The sequence below is a fragment of the Caulobacter sp. 602-1 genome, from assembly GCF_003931565.1.
Lineage (GTDB): Bacteria > Pseudomonadota > Alphaproteobacteria > Caulobacterales > Caulobacteraceae > Caulobacter.
This window is the reverse complement of record NZ_RRYI01000006.1, coordinates 121,978-141,723: the sequence shown is the minus strand read 5'-3', so window position 1 is coordinate 141,723 and position 19,746 is coordinate 121,978. Positions and strand designations below refer to the sequence as shown.

17 protein-coding genes are annotated in these 19,746 nt (G+C 66.8%); 6 read left to right on the top strand and 11 right to left on the bottom strand.

Annotated elements, in window-relative coordinates:
- Positions 1 to 979: 979 nt before the first annotated feature.
- A complete protein-coding gene (locus EIK80_RS18070) occupies positions 980 to 1,549 on the bottom strand; it encodes a gluconate 2-dehydrogenase subunit 3 family protein (RefSeq protein WP_125158409.1) in 570 nt (189 codons plus the stop codon).
- Positions 1,549 to 3,297: an FAD-dependent oxidoreductase gene (locus tag EIK80_RS18065; RefSeq protein ID WP_125158408.1), complete on the bottom strand. Its 1,749-nt coding sequence runs from the start codon at positions 3,295 to 3,297 to the stop codon at positions 1,549 to 1,551. The genes EIK80_RS18070 and EIK80_RS18065 overlap by 1 nt, the downstream gene beginning before the upstream one ends.
- Positions 3,298 to 3,468: 171 nt before the next feature.
- Here EIK80_RS18065 and EIK80_RS18060 point away from each other — a divergent pair, with 171 nt between their 5' ends.
- Positions 3,469 to 4,287: a DUF1080 domain-containing protein gene (locus EIK80_RS18060; protein WP_125158407.1), complete on the top strand. Its 819-nt coding sequence runs from the start codon at positions 3,469 to 3,471 to the stop codon at positions 4,285 to 4,287.
- A gap of 9 nt (positions 4,288 to 4,296) precedes the next feature.
- On the opposite strand, the gene EIK80_RS18055 is transcribed toward EIK80_RS18060, so the two are convergent.
- From EIK80_RS18055 to EIK80_RS18030, 6 genes are all read right to left on the bottom strand, one after another.
- Positions 4,297 to 4,746, bottom strand: coding sequence for a cupin domain-containing protein (locus EIK80_RS18055; RefSeq protein ID WP_233586878.1), 450 nt, complete (start codon positions 4,744 to 4,746; stop codon positions 4,297 to 4,299).
- A 63-nt stretch (positions 4,747 to 4,809) separates the two neighbouring features.
- The gene (locus EIK80_RS18050; protein WP_125158406.1) at positions 4,810 to 5,169 is read right to left on the bottom strand and encodes a cytochrome c family protein; all 360 of its coding nucleotides are present in this window, start codon (positions 5,167 to 5,169) and stop codon (positions 4,810 to 4,812) included.
- Positions 5,170 to 5,201: 32 nt separating this feature from the next.
- Positions 5,202 to 6,257, bottom strand: a complete 1,056-nt coding sequence (locus EIK80_RS18045) for a sugar phosphate isomerase/epimerase (RefSeq protein WP_125158405.1) — start codon at positions 6,255 to 6,257, stop codon at positions 5,202 to 5,204.
- Positions 6,254 to 7,390 carry a Gfo/Idh/MocA family protein gene (locus tag EIK80_RS18040; RefSeq protein ID WP_125158404.1) on the bottom strand — a complete coding sequence of 379 codons (1,137 nt, stop codon included), beginning with the start codon at positions 7,388 to 7,390 and terminating at the stop codon, positions 6,254 to 6,256. Before EIK80_RS18040 ends, EIK80_RS18045 begins: the two co-directional genes overlap by 4 nt.
- 11 nt (positions 7,391 to 7,401) lie before the next feature.
- Positions 7,402 to 8,340, bottom strand: coding sequence for a sugar phosphate isomerase/epimerase (locus EIK80_RS18035; protein WP_125158403.1), 939 nt, complete (start codon positions 8,338 to 8,340; stop codon positions 7,402 to 7,404).
- A gap of 22 nt (positions 8,341 to 8,362) precedes the next feature.
- Positions 8,363 to 9,604 carry an MFS transporter gene (locus EIK80_RS18030; protein WP_125158402.1) on the bottom strand — a complete coding sequence of 414 codons (1,242 nt, stop codon included), beginning with the start codon at positions 9,602 to 9,604 and terminating at the stop codon, positions 8,363 to 8,365.
- Positions 9,605 to 9,740: 136 nt separating this feature from the next.
- On the opposite strand from EIK80_RS18030, the gene EIK80_RS18025 reads away from it, so the two are divergent.
- The gene (locus EIK80_RS18025) at positions 9,741 to 10,751 is read left to right on the top strand and encodes a LacI family DNA-binding transcriptional regulator (RefSeq protein ID WP_125158401.1); all 1,011 of its coding nucleotides are present in this window, start codon (positions 9,741 to 9,743) and stop codon (positions 10,749 to 10,751) included.
- Here the strand turns inward: EIK80_RS18025 and EIK80_RS18020 are convergent.
- Positions 10,748 to 11,524, bottom strand: coding sequence for a DUF1080 domain-containing protein (locus tag EIK80_RS18020; RefSeq protein WP_125158400.1), 777 nt, complete (start codon positions 11,522 to 11,524; stop codon positions 10,748 to 10,750). The two genes, EIK80_RS18025 and EIK80_RS18020, sit on opposite strands and share 4 nt — an antisense overlap.
- 130 nt (positions 11,525 to 11,654) lie before the next feature.
- On the opposite strand from EIK80_RS18020, the gene EIK80_RS18015 reads away from it, so the two are divergent.
- Positions 11,655 to 12,536: a DUF1080 domain-containing protein gene (locus tag EIK80_RS18015; protein ID WP_370450239.1), complete on the top strand. Its 882-nt coding sequence runs from the start codon at positions 11,655 to 11,657 to the stop codon at positions 12,534 to 12,536.
- A gap of 59 nt (positions 12,537 to 12,595) precedes the next feature.
- Positions 12,596 to 14,089, top strand: coding sequence for a putative 2OG-Fe(II) oxygenase (locus tag EIK80_RS18010; RefSeq protein ID WP_125158399.1), 1,494 nt, complete (start codon positions 12,596 to 12,598; stop codon positions 14,087 to 14,089).
- A gap of 114 nt (positions 14,090 to 14,203) precedes the next feature.
- Here the strand turns inward: EIK80_RS18010 and EIK80_RS18005 are convergent, their stop codons facing one another.
- Positions 14,204 to 17,080: a TonB-dependent receptor domain-containing protein gene (locus EIK80_RS18005; protein ID WP_125158597.1), complete on the bottom strand. Its 2,877-nt coding sequence runs from the start codon at positions 17,078 to 17,080 to the stop codon at positions 14,204 to 14,206.
- A gap of 652 nt (positions 17,081 to 17,732) precedes the next feature.
- Between EIK80_RS18005 and EIK80_RS18000 the strand changes: the two genes are divergently transcribed.
- Entirely contained in the window at positions 17,733 to 18,467 is a 735-nt protein-coding gene (locus tag EIK80_RS18000) for a 2OG-Fe(II) oxygenase family protein (protein WP_125158398.1), read from the top strand.
- Positions 18,468 to 18,492: 25 nt separating this feature from the next.
- Positions 18,493 to 19,017, top strand: coding sequence for a hypothetical protein (locus EIK80_RS17995; protein ID WP_125158397.1), 525 nt, complete (start codon positions 18,493 to 18,495; stop codon positions 19,015 to 19,017).
- Here EIK80_RS17995 and EIK80_RS17990 read toward each other — a convergent pair.
- Positions 19,014 to 19,724 (bottom strand): response regulator, encoded by a 711-nt coding sequence (locus EIK80_RS17990; RefSeq protein WP_125158396.1) that lies wholly within the window; start codon positions 19,722 to 19,724, stop codon positions 19,014 to 19,016. The two genes, EIK80_RS17995 and EIK80_RS17990, sit on opposite strands and share 4 nt — an antisense overlap.
- Positions 19,725 to 19,746: the final 22 nt, after the last annotated feature.

The window sequence follows — 19,746 nt, the reverse complement described above, 5'->3', positions numbered from 1 at the left end:
GCGTTGCGATCTGGCGCGTGTCGGGACGGACAATCGATTTCGCGATCCGGACAGCGGGCGCGAAAAGCGTGGAGAGAGCGAACTTGCAGTGCGGTCGAGAGACACGAGCGGTCACTCGCCGACCATCCCGAACGTCGCGTTTCTGGAGGTGGGTCAACGGCAGCCAGTGGCGCTGTCCCGCCTGCAGCGCGGACCTTCGGATCAGCCGGGAAGGGCAGGGCGCGAAGGGCTTCGTCGACCTCGAGCCGCACCGAAGGCCGTCCGGCCACCCGCACGCGCATCAGGCCCAGAGAGCCCAGGCAGAGCTCGATCTGGCGCCCCAGGGTGGCGTCCTCGACCCGGTCTTCGCAGGCGCGGCAGGGCGGCGCGCGCGGGTTCGCTGACGATCAGCGAGCGCACCGAGGCCAGGGTGTTGAATAGGAAGTCACCCTTGTGGTCGAGAACTACTACACCACGTCCTTCATAGAGCATTTCCACCATGCAGACGGGATCTCCTTCTTCGTCTAGTTGAATGGCACGGTTGATGCATAAGGTTTGGCGAGTTTGTCCCTCGTATGGGATCGGGGGTTAACCATGTGGTATTCGAGCTTGACGCCCTTTGCATCGACCTACCGTCCGGAGGTCGCTTCGGCGTCCGAGGACGCGCTCAAGCGGACTCCCGCGTCTGATGCGGGCGACGCGTCCGTAAGACTGCCGACCCGAACAAAATGGTGATCCCGCTTTCTCTGATCGACCTGAAAGCCTGATGGTACGACCGGGGCGTTGGACCTACGCAGCTGCGGTCGGCGCGTTCAGTGGATGAGTGACAGCCGGCCTCTATAACACTCCACATAAATCGTCTAAGATATATTATCGGAAATAGTGCCTGTGCTCTGACCGATCTCGCTCCGACCGTTGCTAACGCGTGCGAACCATCTGGCCGGCACTGGGCCTCATCGAGCACTGGGCCTCATCGTGCCGCCCGATGGCGACGAGGACGCTAGCGCGTCGCCCAGGCGCGGCCGATCTCGGACAGCGGCACGCAGCCGTGATAGGCGCCAGGCACAGGTTCGTACTTCAGAGCCACGGTCGCGCCAGGCTCGGAGGTGAAGTAGCCGACGGTGACCATGTCTTCCAGCGCCGGGAAGAAGTGGGGCTGCCCCTGCCCTCGCGCGACACCGGCTTCCTGGTCGTAGGCCGTCAGCAGCGTGACCTGCTGCTCGGGCGTCAGCGCCACGAAGACATCGCCATGCGCGGCGCGGGCGTCGGCGTCCATGCGGGCCAATCCGCCCAGCAGCTGGTCGACCTGCGCCTTGTCGTAGTAGTCGCCCACGGCGCGGTCGATGAACTGTGGAACGCCAGCCTCGCGGGCGCCGGGCGTGTCTGTCGCCGGGATAATCAGCTCGGCGACCACATCGATCAGCCGGGCCTGGTCGGCCGTCAAGGCCGTCGGCGTCCAGCTCAGGGCTGGCGCCGGCGCGGCCGCGGCCAGGGCGCGCTCGGCCCAGCCTGTCGAGGCGACTCCGACCGCCAGGGCCAGGCCGCGAAGCGTGTCACGTCGGTTCAGCATCACAGGTCTCCCCGCTTGCGGGCCTTGACCGCGTGGTCGGCGGCGCGGGCGGTCAGGGCCATATAGGTCAGGGACGGGTTCACGCACGAGGCCGATGTCATGGCCGCCCCGTCGGTGACATAGACATTCTTGCACTCGTGAACCTGATTATGGGCGTTCAGCACCGAAGTCTTCGGGTCGCGTCCCATGCGGGCGGTGCCCATTTCGTGGATGCCCAGGCCGGGGGCGTAACCGCTGTCGTGGCCCTTGACGTTCTTGAAGCCGGCGGCTTCCAGCATCTCGACCGCCGCGGCCTGCATGTCGCGGCGCATGGCCATCTCGTTCTCGCGCATGGTGACGTTGAACGACAGAGTCGGCAGGCCGAACTGGTCCTTCACGTCGCGGTTCAGGGTGATGCGGTTGTCCTCGTAGGGCAGGATCTCGCCGAAGCCGCCCAGCCCCATGCTCCAGGGCCCCGGCTGGCTAAGCGCAGCCTTGCGCGCCGCGCCGAAGCCCGCGGCGCCCTGGCCGTGCTTGCCGAGACCGCGATCCCAGGTCGGACGCCCAGCGCCGCCCTGGTAGCCGAAGCCGCGCAGATAGTCGGTTCGCTTGGTGGCTTCGTCGCCCAGGTTGCGGAAGCGCGGCACGTAGATCCCGTTCGGACGCCGCCCCGAATAGTACATATCGGCGAACTCGGGCGCCTCGCCCGACGCGCCAACGCCCAGGTGGTGGTCCATGACGTTGCGGCCCAGCTGATCGCTGCCGTTACCGAAGCCGTTCGGGAACCGCGAACTGGTCGAGTTCATCATGATCCAGGCCGAGTTCAGGGCCGAGGCGCACAGGAAGATGACGTCGGCGTGGAATTCCTCGTCCCGCCGAGTCTCGGCGTCGAGGATCCGCACCCCGGTCGCCTTGCCGAGCTTGTCGTCATAGATAAGCTCGGTGACGATCGAGTTCGGGCGGATCACCAGGTTGCCGGTGCGCTCGGCCGCGACCAGGCCGCCGGAGTTGGAGCTGTAGTAGCCTCCGAACGGGCAGCCCCGGATACACTGGTTTCGGTACTGGCATTTGGTGCGGCCCAGGCTGAGCTGCTCCTCGGTCGGCTCCGTCAGGTGCGCGGCGCGGCCGATGCTGACGCGGCGCTCGGGGAAGCGGGCCTCGGAACGGCTCTTGAAGGCCTTCTCTACGCAGTTCATTTCCATCGGCGGCTGGTAGTGGCCGTCGGGGAAATGCGGCAAGCCCTCGGCCTGGCCCGAGACGCCGATGAAGCGCTCGACATGTTCGTACCAGGGCGCCAGATCCTCGTAGCGGATCGGCCAGTCGACGGCGATGCCCTCCTTGGCGTTGGCCTCGAAGTCGATCGGGCTGTGGCGATAGCTCTGGCGGCCCCAGGTCAGCGAGCGGCCGCCGACATGGTAGCCGCGGATCCAGTCGAAGCGGTTTTCCTCGGTGTAGGGATTCTCGTCGTCCTTGACGAAGAAGTGCTGGCTGTACTCCGTCATCGTGTAGCCGGTACGGCGCTGCACCTGATAGTGCGCGTCCAGCTCGGCCTTGGGGAGTTGTCCTTGCGGATATTTGGTCTGCCAGGGATCGAGAACCGCGGTGGGATAGTCCTCGAGGTGGCGGACCATGCGGCCCCGCTCCAACACCAGGACCTTGAGTCCCTTTTGGGTCAGCTCCTTGGCCGCCCAGCCGCCGGTGATACCGCTGCCCACCACGATCGCGTCATAAGTGTTCTTACGCCGCGCGCGGCCGCTGAGATTGGCCATGTTCACTCCCTTCGCGGCCGCTCGATGGACCACGTCGGAAGCTGTAAGCCACGCGACGCCCCGACCTCGGCGAACCCACTATTCTTGGCTGGAGGCTTCCATGAAATGGGTTACATTGCAAGAAAGCTTGGCGTTTCGCGTCAAAATCGCCAAGCGCCTGGGAGGGACACGATGACGAGTTCGACGACGCGTGCGCGCAGGGTCGTGGCCGGCCTGCTGCTGGCGCTGTGTGCGGGCGCGGCGAACGCCCAGGCGGTCGAGGCCGGCCCCTGGCGGCCGCTGTTCGACGGCAAGACCCTCGCCGGCTGGACGGCGAAAATCGCCAATCATCCGGCGGGCGAGAACTACCGTCAGACCTTCGTCGCGGACAACGGCGCGATCCGGGTGTCCTACGCCAACTACGACAAGCTGGACGGCCAGTTCGGGCACCTGTTCTACAACACGCCCTTCAAGGCCTATCGCCTGAAGCTGACCTATCGCTTCCTCACCGAGGGCGGCCTGGCCGATACGCCGTCGTGGGCGCGCAGCAACAGCGGGATCATGTTCCTGAGCCAGAGCGCCGAGAGCATGACGACGGACCAGCCCTTCCCCGTCTCGGTCGAGTTCCAGCTGCTGGGCAAGGACGGCGACGCGCCCCGCCCCACTGGCGCGGTCTGCACGCCGGGCCTGACCATCACCATCGATGGCGCCAAGGTGAAGGAGCACTGCACCCCGTCCGCCAAAGCCCCGACCATCCCAGACGGGACCTGGGTCGAGGCCGAGCTGGAAGTCCTGCCCAATGGCGAGATCACCCAGAAGATCAACGGCGTCGCCATCCACCACTATGCGGGGGTGACCCTGGATCCCGACGACACCGTCGCAGGCGGCGCCAAGCCCTATATCCTGGCGCGCGGCGCCCAGCCGGTGACGGAAGGCTACATCGCCCTGCAGAGCGAGGGGCATCCGATCGAGTTCAAGGACATCCAAATTCAAGAGCTGACAGCGCGCTAAGGCGCGGCGTCATTTCGCGCCGGGCAATTTGACGCCCAGCAGGACGAGCCGCTCGCCGGTGATCCCGAACCAATGCGGCACGCCCGCAGGCACCAGGATGACGTCGCCAGGGCCCAGTGTCCGGGTCTCGCCGCCTTCGATCTGGCCGCCCTCGGTCAGGTTGGCGTTCTTGACCTTCGGGTCTGTCATGGTTCCGCCCGAAACCAGCGTGCCGGCGCCCTCCAGTACGATGGCGTATTCCGCTTCGGCGGGGTGAACGGCGGGGCGGCCTGGCTTCTTCCAGATCTCAATCGCCGCCACGGTCGCGCCGTCGCGGACCAAGGGACGCCACATGAACCCCTGGTCGGGCTTCATCGCGGCAAGCATGTCACGGAGCTGGGTCTGGACATCAGCGGCGCTCGCGAAACCGGACGGACCGGCGGCCTGAGCGCCAGCGACGCCTGGCGCGGCCAGCAGCAACGACGCTGCGCAGATCGTGAGGATCCTGGCTATTGTCTTCACCGCGTCTCTCCCTGGCCAGGCCTACTTCTTCACCGACGTCAGGTACTCAATCACCGCCGCGCGCTGCGCGTCATCCGGCGCGCCCAGCAGCATCTTGGTGCCTGGGACCTTCTTGCCGGGCGCCTTGATGAAGGCGTCCAACTCCGCCGGCGTCCAGGTGATCCCCGAGGCCTTCATGGCGGCGCTGTAGGCGAAGCCGGGCGCGGTCCCGGCCTTGCGGCCGGCGACGCCGGCCAGCGGCGGGCCCATCTTGCCCGGCGCGGGGCGGAGCGAATGACAGACCGTGCAGCGCTGCTCGAACACCTGCTGGCCCGTGGGCGCGGCGACAGCGCTGGTCGCCATCCCTGCCAGAACGGCGGCGAGCATGAGCGGGTACTTCATCGAGAAACTCTCCGTCGGAATTTGGCGGCGGCCTAAAGACCCAGTAGCCGACGATTACGGCCGGCGTCCGGCGCGCTGCCGGCGAAGTCGTCGAACGCCTTGTCCGTGACCCGGATGATGTGGTCGCGGATGAACGGCGCGCCCTCGCGGGCGCCCTGCTCTGGATGTTTCAGCGCGCATTCCCACTCCAGCACCGCCCAGCCGTCGTAATCGTACTGGGCCAGCTTGGAGAAGATCGCCTTGAAGTCCACCTGGCCGTCGCCCAGCGATCGGAAGCGTCCGGGTCGGTCGACCCAGCCCTGATAACCGCCATAGACGCCCGATTGGGCCGTCGGCCGGAACTCGGCGTCCTTGACGTGGAAGGCCTTGATCCGAGCGTGATAGCGGTCGATGTAGCCGAGATAGTCCAGCTGCTGCAGCACGAAGTGGCTGGGATCATAGAGGATGTTGGCGCGCGGATGACCGCCGACCTCATCCAGGAACCGCTCGAACGTGGCGCCGTCGTGCAGGTCCTCGCCCGGATGGATCTCGTAGGCGACGTCGACGCCGTTGTCTTCGAAGACGTCCAGGATCGGCTTCCAGCGCCGGCCGAGTTCGGCGAACGCCTCCTCGATCAGACCCGCCGGCCGCTGCGGCCAGGGATAGAAGTACGGCCAGGCCAGCGCGCCCGAGAAGGTGGCGTGAGCCTTCAGGCCCAGGCGACGGCTGGCGACGGCGGCGGCCTTGACCTGCCCTACCGCCCAGGCCTGGCGCTCGGCCGGCTTGCCGCGCAATTCGGGCGGCGCGAAGCCGTCGAACAGCTCGTCATAGGCCGGATGTACGGCGACGAGCTGGCCTTGGAGGTGGGTCGACAGCTCGGTGATCTGCAGGCCGTATTCGGCCAGAAGGCCGGCGATGTCGTCGCAATAGGTCTGGCTCTCGGCGGCCAACGCCAGGTCGAAGAACGAGTCCGCGCCGCCGGTCGGCATCTGCACCCCGATATAGCCGAGATCGGCGACCCATTTGGCCATGGTCTCCAGCTTGTCGAACGGCGGCTCGGCGCCGATGAACTGGGCCAGGAAGATGGCTGGTCCCTTGAGCGTCTTCATCGCCCCTCTCCTTCCAGGCTGACCCATCCGGCGTCGTCGCGGCTGGCGGCCACGGCGCGCTCGACGAAGGCCATGCCCCGCACGCCCTCGGCGATATCGGGCGCGAGCCCCCCGCCGCGCCCTTCGACGGCGTCGGCGAAGTCACGGTAGATATTGGCGAAGGCCTCGATGAAGCCTTCGGGATGGCCCGTCGGCAGGCGTGTCACGACGCGAGCGGCCGCGCCCAGATAGCCCGAGCCGGCGTGCAGCAGCTGGCTGGGACCATCCAGCCAGTCCAGAGTCAGCACGTTGGGCGTTTCGTGCGCCCAGGTCAGACCGCCCTTTTCGCCGAAGACTTCGAGCCTCAGGCCATTGCGCGCGCCGGCGGAGATCTGCGAGGCGATCAGCACGCCGCGCGCGCCGCCTTCGAACCGCAGCAACACGTTGCAGTCGTCGTCCAGACCACGCCCCGGCACGATGGTGGAGACGTCGGCGCACAGGCGCTCGACCCGGACGCCGGTCACGAACTCGGCGATGTTGAAGGCGTGGACGCCGATGTCGCCGATGCAGCCGCCGACGCCGGATTGCGCGGGGTCCGCGCGCCAACTGGCCTGCTTGTTGTCGCCGTCGCGCTCGAGCGGCTTCGACAGCCAGCCTTGCGAATATTCGACCACGACCTTGCGCACCGCGCCCAGATCGCCGCGCGCCACGATCTCGCGCGCCTCGCGGACCATAGGATAGCCCGTATAGGTATAGGTCAGGCCGTAGAGCTTGCCCGACGCCGCGACGATGCCCGCCAGTTCCTGGGCCTCGGCGAGGTTCAGGGTGGCGGGTTTGTCGCTGATCACGTGCAGCCCGCCCTTCAACGCGGCGGCCGATACGTCGAAGTGCAGGTGGTTGGGCGTGACCACCGAAACGAGGTCTACGCCGTCCTCGCGCGCTGTCTCGGCGGCGATCATGGCGTGATGGTCCGGATAGACCCGGTCGGGCGCGACGCCCCAGGCGGCGGCGGCCTGGGCGCTCTTGGCCGGGTCACGGCTGAACACCCCGGCGACCAGCCGGATGCGGCCGTCCAGCTCGGCGGCCATGCGGTGCACCGGCCCGATGAACGAGCCTGGACCGCCGCCGACCATGGCCATTCGCAAGGGGGCCATCCGCAAAGCCATCAGGCGACGACCTTGGCCAGGTAGTCGTAGCTGATCTTGGCCGACTCGAGGCGAGCATGGGCGAACGGCGGCTCCTGCTCGTAGTAGAAGCCGCGGACGCCGGCGGCGTAGGCGGCGGGCAGCAGTTTCTTCCAGTCGATCATGCCGCTCCCCACCTCGGTCGGGTCCTGCTTCAGTTCAAAGTTGGTCTTGGTCGTCGCCTTGACGTCCTTGACGTGCATCTGGGTGAAGCGGCCCGGATGAGCCTTCAGCAGGGCCAGCGGATCGTGGCCGGCGGCCGTGACCCAGCCGGCGTCCATCTCGAAGGTGACCAGGCTGGGATCCGTGCCGTTCAGCAGGATCTCCATGCCGTTGGTGTCAGCACCCTTAGCGTCCTTGAGCGGCGCGAACTCGAAATTGTGGTTGTGATAGCCGGCGGTGATGCCGGACTTCTTCAGCACGGCGGCCTTCTCGTTGAGGAAGTCGGCGTTCCACTTCCAGTCGTCGGCCGTCATCTGCACGCCCGCCTGGCGCAGGTCCGCGCCCAGGCGGTCGGGGATGTAGAAGATCGGCATCATCACCGATTTGACGCCGATCACATGCATCTCGTCGGCGAGCTTGGAGAGATCGCCGCTGAAGCCGCTGGGGCCCTTGGGCGCGATGTGGGCGCTGGGGCAGATCAGGCCCGCCTTGTCGAAGGCGGCGCGAAGTTCGGCCGGGGTGCGGCCGAGGTATCCAGCCAGCTCGACCGACTTGAAGCCAATCTTGGCGACCGTGGCCAGCTGGGCGTCCAGTTCCTTGGCCAGGTCCGGACCCAGGCTGTAGAGTTGGATGCCGACCGGCAGTTTATGGCGTTGGAAGAACGGCGCCGCCGCCGCGCCGGCGCCGCCGGCCAGGGTCGCGCCCAGGAGGGCCGCGCCGGCGCCGAGAAGGCCGCGTCGAGAAAGGTGTTCGTGCACGAGGCTTTCCTTTGCTGAAGGGCTAGACTTGGGCCGGGCTGGCCGTCGCGGGGAGCTCGTCGGCCTCCGCGACGGGGCCGCGCGACGGCGGACGGAAGAACACCGCCAGCAGACAGACGGCCGCCAGAGCCATGCCGGTCGGAACCATGAACAGGGTGGTGTAGTCGACGGATCCGCCCGCGCTCAGACGGCTGACCAGCGACGGGAACAGGAAGCTGGCCACCACATTGCCGACGCCCAGGATCAGCAGGTTGAACAGGCCCTGGGCGCTGGAGCGCACGTCCTTGGGGAAGACGGCGTCGACGAAGATGTACACAGTGGCGAAGAAGAAGGCGTAGCAGATCCCGTGCAGCAGCTGCACGGCCACGATCACTGGGATGCTGTCGGCGAAGAAGGCGAAGACCGCGAACCGCGCCGCATGGCCCAGCACGCCGATGATCATCGTCGCCTTCCAGCCCAGGCGGACCAGCACCCGGCCCAGCAGGAACATCGTCAGGATCTCGGCCACCTGACCCAGGCTCAGGACGACCATGCTGAGATTGCCGGCGATCCCGACCCGATTGGTCAGGAAGGCGTCGGCCATCACGAAATAGCCGTTGTGGATGACGCTATCGATGAAGGTGACCAGGAACAGCACCAGCACGAACGGCGCGGCCAGCAGCTTGAAGGCCCGTCGCCACGCCAGATTGTCGATGCCCGGCGCGTCCTTGCGGGGCGGCGTATGCGGCAGCGTCAGGGCGTAGCCGGCGAAGGCGAACGAGACGATCGCCGCGACCAGGAAGATCCAGCGCACCTGCTCGACCGAGGAATGCGCGCCCAGCAGGAAGACGAAGGGCCAGCTGACCAGCACCCAGCCCACCGTCCCGCCCATCCGCACCGCGCCGAAGCCGGCGGCCGGGTCCTTCAGATTGGCGAAGGCGATGGAGTTGGTCACCGACAGGGTCGGCACGTAGACCAGGCTGAAGATCAGGTAGCAGGCGAAGAACGGCCAGAAGCTGGTCGCGAAGGCCGTGCCCACCAGGGCCAGACCGCCGATAAGGTGGCTGGCGGCCAGAAACCGCTCGGCCGCGAAGTTGCGGTCGGCGAACTGGTTGGAGAAGAAGATGCCGACCAGGGCGGCTACGCCCCAGGCGCTGCCGACCATCGATTGCTGCCAGGGCGCGAAGCCCAGCATGCCCATGTAGGGAAAGATCTTGGGCGCCCAGGCGCCCCAGATCGCCAGCTGCAGCACCATCATCACGAAGAGCCGGACGCTCGTGTTCATGGACCTGGCCTCCCCGACCAGCTTGGGCGGTCGATTTCGTCCCTTTGGACGCTTCCCGCTCCGATGTAATCGAAATCATCGATAACAGGGGTCGCTCTACTTGCCAAGCTGTAGGCTTGTCGCCAGTGTCCGGCCGATGGCGACCATTCAAGATGTTGCGCGCGACGCGGGCGTCTCCACCGCGACGGTTTCACGCGTGTTCAGCGCGCCCGAACTGGTGCTGGAGACCACGCGCAACAAGGTGATGGAGGCGGTCAACCGCCTGGGCTACGAGCCGAACTTCGCGGCCAAGAGCCTGCGCACCCTGCGCACCGAGAAGATCCTGGTCACGGTGCCGGACATCTCCAACCCGTTCTTCTCGCAGGTGATCCGGGGCGTCGAGGAAGCCGCCCTGGCCGCCGGCTATTCGGTGCTGCTGGGCGACACCCGCCACGAGGAGACGCGCGAGGAGCAGTACGCCGCCATGTTCCGTCGCAAGGAGGCGGACGGCCTGATCTTCCTGGGTCACCGCCTGCCCGACGTTCTGGCCGAGATGGTCGCCGCCAAGGGGCCCAGGACACCGATCGTCAACGGTTGCGAGTTCCGCCCGGGCCTTGCGGTCTCCAGCGCCCATATCGACAACGACCGCGCCGCCGCCGAGGTCGTCGACTATCTCTATGGATTGGGGCACACCCGCGTCGGCGTTGTCACCGGCCCGCTGGTCAGCCCGATCAGCAGCGACCGCCTGTCCGGCGTGCTGGCGGCGGCCCAGCGCCACGGCCGGGCCAGCGCCCTGCGCATGGCTATCGGCGACTTCTCGATCGAGTCCGGCGTACGCCAGACCGGCGAGTTGTTGGACGAGCCCGGTCGGCCGACCGCCATCTTCTGCTTCAGCGACGAGATGGCCATGGGCGCGCTGGAGGCAATCCGCCTGCGCGGCCTGCGCTGCCCGGAGGACGTGTCGCTGGTCGGCTTCGACGACATCCGCTTCGCCCAGTACCTGCATCCGAAACTGACCACGGTCAGTCAGCCCAAGGAGCAGATCGGCCACGAGGTGGTGCGCCTGCTGATGGACATCCTCAGTGGCCGGGCCACCGCGCTACAGAACGTCACCCTGCCCCACCAGCTGGTCATCCGGTCGAGCACGGCCCCGCCGCCCAGTAGTTAGCGCGGCGCCAACTCGCGGACCCACATGTTGCGGAAGCTGATCGGCGCGCTGGGGTCGCCGTGCGCCTGCAGCTTGATCGGCGCGGGCCCGTGAACCTTGTAGCTGGGCTTGCCGATATAGACCGTCTCGCCGGTCAGCACCGCGTGGTCCTGCACGACCACGCCATTGTGGATCACGGTCACCACGGCCGGCGTGACCAGCGCCCCGTCCGGGGCGAACACCGGCGCGCGCCAGACGATGTCGTAGGTCTGCCAGTCGCCGGGCTTGCGGCTGGCGTTGGCCAGGGGCGGATGCTGCTTGTAGACGCTGGCCGCCTGGCCGTTGACGTAGGTCGGGTTCTCGAAGCTGTCGAGGATCTGCACCTCGTAGCCCTGGTCGCCGCCGCCCGTCGAGGCCAGGAAAACACCGCTGTTGCCGCGCGCCTGGCCCGAACCGGTAATGCCCGCCGGGATGCGCCATTCAAGGTGCAACTGGTAGTCGCGGAAGGCCCGCCGGGTCTCGATATTGCCAAGCGCCTTGTCGACAGTCAGCACACCGTCGGCGACCGTCCAGGCGGCCGGCGACCTGTCCTTGACCGAGACCCACTGGTCCAGGTCATGTCCGTCGAACAGCACGATCGCGTCGGAGGGCGCGCCGCCCGGAGCCGCCGCTGGCGTGACGATCGACGGAACCGGACTCCAGACCTCGGTCTCCGCCGGCTTCGTCTGGGCCATGGCGGAGGATGCCGCCAGCAGGCTGGCGGCGGCGAGTGTGAGGACGGATCGGGTCAGCATGCGGCGCCTGGGCTCCCTGTCGAGCGAACCAGACTATGCGCCGCGTCGGCGTCGGCCAATACGACCACGACATCCTTGACAACGCTGTCGGACATTCGGCGACTAGGCAGCGAGATCAAGGGAGGACGATGTGCTCGGGACCCTGGCCTTCATGGCGATGCTGACCGCCGCGTCGTCGGCGTTGGCGGAGACGCGCCCGCCCTTGGCGCTCCGCGATATCCCCAAGGCCTCGGGGCCGGCGAAGAGTTTGTTCAACGGCGAGGACCTGAACGACTGGCGTCCCTGGCTCGGCTATGCCGACCCGGCCCTGACCTACAAGCGCCCCGCCGCGGCCCCGCTGGGGCTGACGCCGCTGAGCGGCGAGATCTTCAAGGTCGTGGTCGAGGACGGCCGGCCGGCGATCTATGTCAACGGCAAGACCTGGGGCAGCCTGGTCCACACGGGCGACTTCCGAGACTATCACCTACGCCTGCAATACAAGTGGGGGCCCGGTCGCTGGCCGCCGCGCGAGACGCAGGCGCCGAACAATGGCCTGCTCTACCATTCGCACGGCGCGCCGGGCGTCGTCTGGGGAACCTGGAGCCAGGCGGTCGAGTTCGAGATCATGACCGGCTCGATCGGCATGGTCGTGCCTGTCGGCGAGGCGATCTCGGTCGTCACCAGCGCCGTCGACGACCCCAGCCTGATCAAGCCCAACCTGCGCTTTTCGCCCGCTGGTCGGCCGGTGACCGCCAAGGGCGGCGCGGCCGACTGGAACGTGGAAGCCTACAGCGACGCCGAAAAGCCGGCTGGCGAGTGGAATACGCTCGACCTCTATGTCGTCGGCGATCGCGCGGTCCATGTGGTCAACGGCGTTCCGGTCATGGAGGTCCGCGACCTGCGGGCTAACGGCCAGCCCCTCACGCACGGCGCGATTCAGCTTCAGTCCGAAGGCGCCGAGACCTTCTTCCGCGACATCGTGCTGGAGCCGATCACCGCCCTTCCGAAAGTGACGGTCGGCGCGCCGCGATAGCCCTATGAATGGGGCCGGCGTCTTTCTAGGATCGGGCTCTTTCTCATTCGCCGCGCCCCATGACCGACTCGCTTACGCAGAACGCTTGGACCCTCATCGACCACGGCCGAGCGGCTGACGCGCTGAGCCTCACCGAACCCGCAGCCCGAAACGCCGGCGCGACTCCCAACCTGCTGATGGCGCACGCCGCGGCGCTGAAGGCCCTTGGGCGGGTCGACGACGCCGTGGCCTTCAACCGACGCGCCGTGACGCGGGCGCCAAACGATCGCTTCGCCTGGTACAATCTGGCCGCCACCCTGGGCGACCTGAAACTCGACGCCGAGGCCGAAGCCGCCGCGCGGCGAACCCTGGCCCTGGGCCTGGATGCGCCCGAGGTCTGGCTAGTGCTGGGCAAGGCGCTGCAAGGCCTGCGCCGCTACGACGACGCCGAAAAGGCCCTTCTGAGGGCTCTGGCGCGGCGCCCCAACGACGCCGCCGCGCATCTGGACCTGGCCCAGTTGCGCTGGATGCGCTCCGGGCGCCAGGACGAGGCCCTGACCGTGCTGGAAGCGGCGCTTGGCAAACACCCCGGAGACGCGGGCCTGTGGTTGATCAAGAGCACCGTGCTGACCTTCGCCGGCGATCACGCGGCGGCCGACGCCACCCTGACGGAGGCGCTAAGAGCCTCGCCAAGCGACGTTCTGCTGCGCCTGGCGGCCGCGCGCGCGGCTGGAGTCATCGGCGACGCCGGCAGGATGCTGGCCCACGCCCAGGCGGCCCAGCGCCTGGCGCCCGCCGCGCCGGAGGTCCATGCGGTGCTCTGCGAAGCCTTGCTGGCCAATGGCCAGGCGACGGCGGCGGCCGAGACGGCCGAGCGCCTAGTCGCGGCCACGCCTGACGACCAATACGCCCTGGCCCTGCGCAACACCGCCTGGCGGCTGACGGGAGATCCTCGCCTGGAGCCCTTTGGCCACTATGAGCGACTCGTGCGCGCCTATCGCCTGGAAACACCGGACGGCTGGAGCGACCTGGAGACCTTCTTGCAGGCCTTGCGCGCCCGGCTGCTGGAGTTGCACGACCTCAAGACCCATCCGCTCCAGCAGTCGCTGCGCGGCGGCACGCAGGTTCCCTCCCTGGACCGTTCGGAGGATCCGCTGGTGCGGGCCTTCTTCGCCTCGGCCCGAAAGGCGGTGGCGCGTTATATCGAGGATCTCGGCCCGGGGGAGGATCCGATCCGAGCCCGCCGCTCCGGCGCCTTCGACTTCGCCGGCGGCTGGTCGGTGCGCCTGCGCTCCGACGGCTTTCACGCCGATCATGTGCACCCGAGGGGCTGGATCTCCTCGGCCTTCTATCTGGACGTGCCGGCCGTCGTCGACAACGAGGAGGCGCGCGAGGGCTGGCTGCAGTTTGGCCGGCCAGGGTGTCTCACATCCCCCGTCCTGGCCGCCGAGCATATGGTCAAGCCCGAGCGCGGAATGCTGGTGCTGTTCCCATCGTGCTTCTGGCACGGAACGCGGCCGTTCTCGGACCCCGGGCACCGTCTGACCATCGCGTTCGACGTCGCGCCCCGTTGAGCGTTTCGCCAAGGCTCTGAAACAGCACAAAAAAGCCCGCCCCGAGTGATCGAGGCGGGCTTTTCGCGAGAGATCCCCTCCCCGACGCCGAAGCGTCGGAGAGGTTCAGGTCTCTTAGTAGCGCAGGCGGGCGTTGATGAAGAACACGCGGCCCAGGACGTCGTACACGGCGGGGTAGCCGCTGTTCGACGGCGAAGCGTTGCCGCCCATGATCGGGTAGGATTCCTGGGTCAGGTTGCGCACGCCGGCCGTGAAGGCGACGTTGTCGTTGACGTTCCAGTCGGCCGACAGATCCCAGTAGTTCTTCGCGCCGATACGCTCGACGGTGAAGACGCTCGAGGGGTTGTCGTCGGTCACGTCGTCCAGGTGGCTCCACACCACGTTCACGCCGAACTGGTTCATGGTCCAGTTCATCGTCGAGCGCAGCTTGTGACGCGGGATGGCCGTGCCGCAACGCGCGCCGAACTTGTCGGCGCACTTGACCGGGGCCGAGATGGCGTCCGGGATCTTCGTCCACTCCCACGTGTTGGTGTAGAGCGAGCGGAAGGCCAGCGAACCCCAATCGGGCAGACCCAGGTTTTCCAGGGTCGTACGATAGGCCACGCCGATGTCGAGGCCCTTGGTCTTCAGAGTCGCGATGTTCTGGTTGGTCAGCGAGATGTAGTCGATCGAGCCGTTGGCCAGACGGATGATCGACTGGCAGTACGGCGAGTTCGGGTTGCCGTTCACGACCGAGCCGTAGCAGACGGCCAGGACGTTGGAGGCCGAGCTACCGAAGCTGTCGATCGTGTCGTTGATCTTGATGTCGAAGTAGTCGGCGGTCACCGAGAAGCCCGGCAGCCACGACGGGGTGTAGGCGAAGCCCGTCGTGAAGGTCTTGGCCTGCTCGGGACGCAGGTTCGGGTTGCCGCCCGACAGCGTCTGGGTCTGCTGGTTGGCGTTGATCAGGCCGACGAGGTTGGCCGCGACGCCCGAGTTGATGCAGGCCTGACGGACGGCCGCGTTCGGCGCGCCACGCGACGAGCAGGGGTCGGTCGCGGTCGGGAAGCCGTTCGATTGCGGCGAGTAGAGTTCGCCGATCGACGGCGCGCGGATCGCCTTGTTGTACGAAGCGCGCAGCATCAGGTCGTCATAGACTTTCCACGTACCGGCGACCTTGTAGGTCTTCACCGGATGCGGTTGGCCGGTGTAGTCCGACGTACGGCCGGCCAGCTCAAGGTCCAGAGACTTGATGAGCGGCAGGTCCTTCAGCAGCGGAACCAGCAGTTCGGCGTAGCCTTCGTAGACGTCGAAGCGACCCGAGACCGGCGGGCTGGCGTTGAAGCCCGTCAGGTTGCCCGTCGCCAGGTCTTGGCTAGGCAGGAAGGCGAACTCTTCCGCGCGATATTCACCGCCGATGGCGAAGCCGATCGGGCCAGCCGGCAGCGAGAACATGTTCGCCGTGTCGCCGTTGATGCTGAAGCCGCCGTACTGTTGCTCGTAGTCCTGCGACGAGTTGATGCGGGTCTTGATGAAGTCCGCGGCGGCCTTCGAGATGTTGCCTTGGCCGAACAGGTTGATCGGCACGCAGCCGCCCGACGGGTCGGCGCAGCCAGTGCCCGTGGAATTCAGCAGCAGGGCCTGCTGGATGCGGGCCAGGCTGGTGTCGCCCAGCAGCGAGTTGCTGCCGTGGGTGTTGCCGTACTGATAGTAGACGTCGAAGCCGCCGTTGATGGCTTCGATGTCGCCCTTGATGCCCAGTTGCATCTGGTAGCCGAAGAAGTTGAACTTCGACACGCGCGGGCCGACTTCGGTCAGGCGGCGGTTGAACGAACCGGTGACCGTGTCGAACAGGCCATCGCCGTCGGAGTCGACGTCGGTGAACGTGCCGGCGGTCCACGAGCTCGAGGCCGGGATCGTATAGGCCGTGGTCGAACCCAGGCCGTTCAGCGCCTGCTTGGCGGCGGCGGTCAGGAACGGGTTGTTGTCCAGCGTGAAGCGGAACGTGCGGGTGCCGATCGGGGTCGGCGCCAGCTGGGTCACGACCTGGCTGTTGACGAAGTTACCCTTGGCGTAGACCTGCAGGCCCGGCTTGATCTCGTAGTGCGCCAGCGAGGTGACCGAGAAGCGCTCTTGCGGCGTCTGGACGTAGTTGACCGGGGCGAAGTTATAGGTGTCGTTCGCGTCGTTATAGAGGCGGATGTTGCCATCCGGCAGGAACAGCGCGGAGTCGGCGGCGGTCGGCGCCCGGCCCAGGCCCGTCAGGTTGATGATCTTGCCAGCCACGAACGGGTTGATGCGGCCTTGCTCGTTCGAGCCCGAGCCCGACGGAACGAGGCCGGTCTTGGTGGCGTTGTCGCCCCAGGCGGTGCTGAGCATGCCGCCGCGTTCGCCCTGGGTCAGGGCTTCACGCTTGTTGTAGCCCAGGTTCAGGACGACGTTGCCCTTGCGATCGGCGAAGTTGGCGCCGATGGTCAGGTCGGTCGAATAGATCGGCGCTTCGCCCTTGTCGGTTTCCGAATAGCCGGCGCTGAATTCCATGCCTTCGAAGTCTTGCTTCAGCATGAAGTTCACGACGCCCGACACGGCGTCCGAGCCGTACACGGCGGCGCCGCCGCCCGACACGACTTCGATGCGCTTGATCAGGGCCGGCGGGATCAGGTTGATGTCGACCGTGCCCGACTGGGTGGTCGGCGTCTGACGCTTGCCGTCGACCAGGACCAGGGTGCGGTTCGAACCCAGGCCGCGCAGGTTGACCGTGGCCGTGCCGTTGCTGCCGTTGTTGACGGTCGAGGTGATGCCCGGGACGGCCTGCGGCAGGGTGTTCAGCAGGTTTTCGGTGTTCACCACGCCCGATTGCTTGAGCTCCTTGTCGCCAACCGTGGCGATCGGGCTCGCGGACGTCAGGTCGGGACGCGCGATGCGCGAACCGGTGACGACGATTTCCTCGACCTGAGCCGTCTCGTCGGGCGTCGCCGTCTGCTGGGCCCAGGCGCCAGCGGCCGGCAGCATGAAGCCGCAGAGGATCGAAGACGCCAGCAGGCGCTTTCTACGAGTGGTCACACTAAACAAATTCCACCTCCAAAACTTATACGCCGAAGCCCTGCGGATCGAGCATGCGGCGCTCCCCCTGTCCCCCCTGGAACCGGGTTTTGCGGGCAAGAGTGGAATTGGAAGACCTCTGGTCAATCAGCCAGACGGCGCGAATGCCCAGGAAATTTCCACCTGTTACCAAAATGTAACGCAGCCGACACAGGCTCAGGCGTCAATCTGGGCAAGACCGTGCATTTTCAAGGGGATGGATGCGGCTGAGTTCTTTGCCGCTTCGCAATGCTGTACATTATATACGAAGTAATCGGCCGTCAGGCGATGATTGCGCCTCAGTGCAGTGACGACGGCGATGAAGTTCGCCCCCCAGCAACTATCTGAAAAATCATCTTCCAAGAACTCAGATCGGGGCCTTGCCATGCTGCCAGAACAGCTTGGCTGGCGTCTTAAATGAGACAATATTTGCTTCTCGACTTGAGTGTCGCGCGGCCCCGCGACAAGTCGCCTCAGGCGACGGCGTTTTAAGCCACAGTGGTAGTTGCACGGGAATGAAAAGCACCGCTTGAATAAAATCCGAGCAAATCCATGCTCACGATCCCGTACCGACGAGTCTCGCATGCCCGCGCACCCTCCCCTCAGAATCAACAGCGACCTGCCGATCGAGACGTTCGCGAGCCGGTTCGCGCGGGATGGCTACGTGCAGATTCCGGTCTTCCTGGTTCCGGCCGACGCCGAGGCGGTCGCCGGAGTGATGGAAGGCCTGACCTGGAACATCGTCGCGCCCGACGAGGCGTCGGAAACGCTGGTCATCACCCCGGAGGTGGTCAAGAAGTTCGGCGAGGCCCAGGTTCGACAGTTCCTGCAAGGGGCGATCAAGCGCGCCGCGACGGGCTTTTCCTTCGTGCACCTATCCTATGCCTTGCAGGACGAATATCTCCGTAGCTCGGAAGCGCCGATCCATCGCGCGACACAGTTCCTGCAGAGCGAGGACTTTCTCGATTTCGGCCGTCGCGTGATCGGCGCGCCGGCCGTGACGGGCGTCCGGATCCAGGCGTCCTACTATCGCCCTGGCGACTTCCTGACGCTGCACGACGACCGCCACCGCGAGGACACGCGCCTGGCCGCCTTCACCCTGGGCTTCACCCGGAAGTGGCGCGCCGACTGGGGCGGCCAGCTTCTCTTCCATGACGCCGAGGGCAACGTCACGCGGGGTTTCAAGCCCGAGTTCAACGTACTGACCCTCTTCAAGGTGCCGGCCGCCCACTCGGTGGCGCAGGTCGCCTCCTATGCCGCCGCCAAGCGGCTGTCGCTGACCGGATGGCTGCTGGGCGACGCCCAGCAAGCCGCATAAGATCTCGCCGCTTAAGGAATTCGAGATGACCAAGCTGCTGCTCGCCGCCGCGATCGCCCTCGCCGCCGCTCCCGCTTTCGCCGCCGAGCCCGCCGAACCCGCGGTGATCGCCGCGCTGAAGGCCTGCCGCGCCATCACCGCCGACGCCGAGCGGCTGGCCTGCTATGACAAGGCCGCCCAGTCTGTGACCAAGGCCCAGGAGACGGGCGAGGTCATCATCATCGACAAGCAGGCCGCCCGCGCCGCGCGCCGCCAGGCCTTCGGCCTGGAACTGCCGACGCTGTCGATCCTCGACAAGGGCGCCGACAAGGCCGAGACCGACAAGCTGCAGTCGGTGGTCAAGAGCGCCCGAGTCGACGGCGAGCAACGGCTGGTCGTCACGCTGGAGGACGGCGCGGTCTGGCGCCAGATCGACGACACCATGCTGGGCAAGCCGCCGAAAGCCGGCGACACGATCGAGGTCCGCAAGGCGGCCATGGGCAGTTACATGATGAAGATCGGAAGCCAGCCGGCGATCCGCGTGCGTCGCATCGAGGTCGGCGGGCGCTAACTCGCGTCGTCGACGAAGCGGTAGCCGACGCCCGGTTCGGTCCGCAGCAGCTTGGGCGAGGCGGGGTCGGCCTCCAACTTCTGACGCAGTTGGCCGATGAAGACGCGCAGATACTGGGTGTCACGCGCATGCGCGGGCCCCCAGACGGCGGTCAGCAGTTCCTTGTGGGTCAGCACCTTGCCATGACCAAGGGCCAGGCGGATCAGCACGTCATATTCGCGCGGCGACAGCTTCACGGCCTCGCCAGCGCGGGTGACGCGGCGCTTGTCGAGGTCGATCTCGACATCGCCGGCGCGGATCGGCCCGCTGGGTGCCTGAGCGCGGCCGGCCTGACGCATCGCCGCCCGCAGCCGCGCCAGCAGTTCTCCCACGCCGAAGGGCTTCTCGACATAGTCGTTGGCTCCGCGATCCAGCGCCTCGATCTTCTCGATCTCCCGATCGCGGGCCGACAGGATCAGGATCGGACCGTCATAGAAGGCCCGGGCCTTCTCCAGCACGTCCTTGCCGTCCATGTCGGGCAAACCGAGGTCCAGCACCACGGCGTCGGGCGACCACAGGGCGATGGCGCGCAGGCCTTCCTGTCCGCCGTCAGCGCGTAGAGGCTCGTAGCCCGCCGCCTCCAGGGCCGGCCCCAGAAAGCGATGGATCTGCGGCTCGTCGTCGATCACGAGGATGCGTTGGCGCGCACCGGTCCCAAGGGAGCTCATGAACCGCTCATAGCAGATCGAG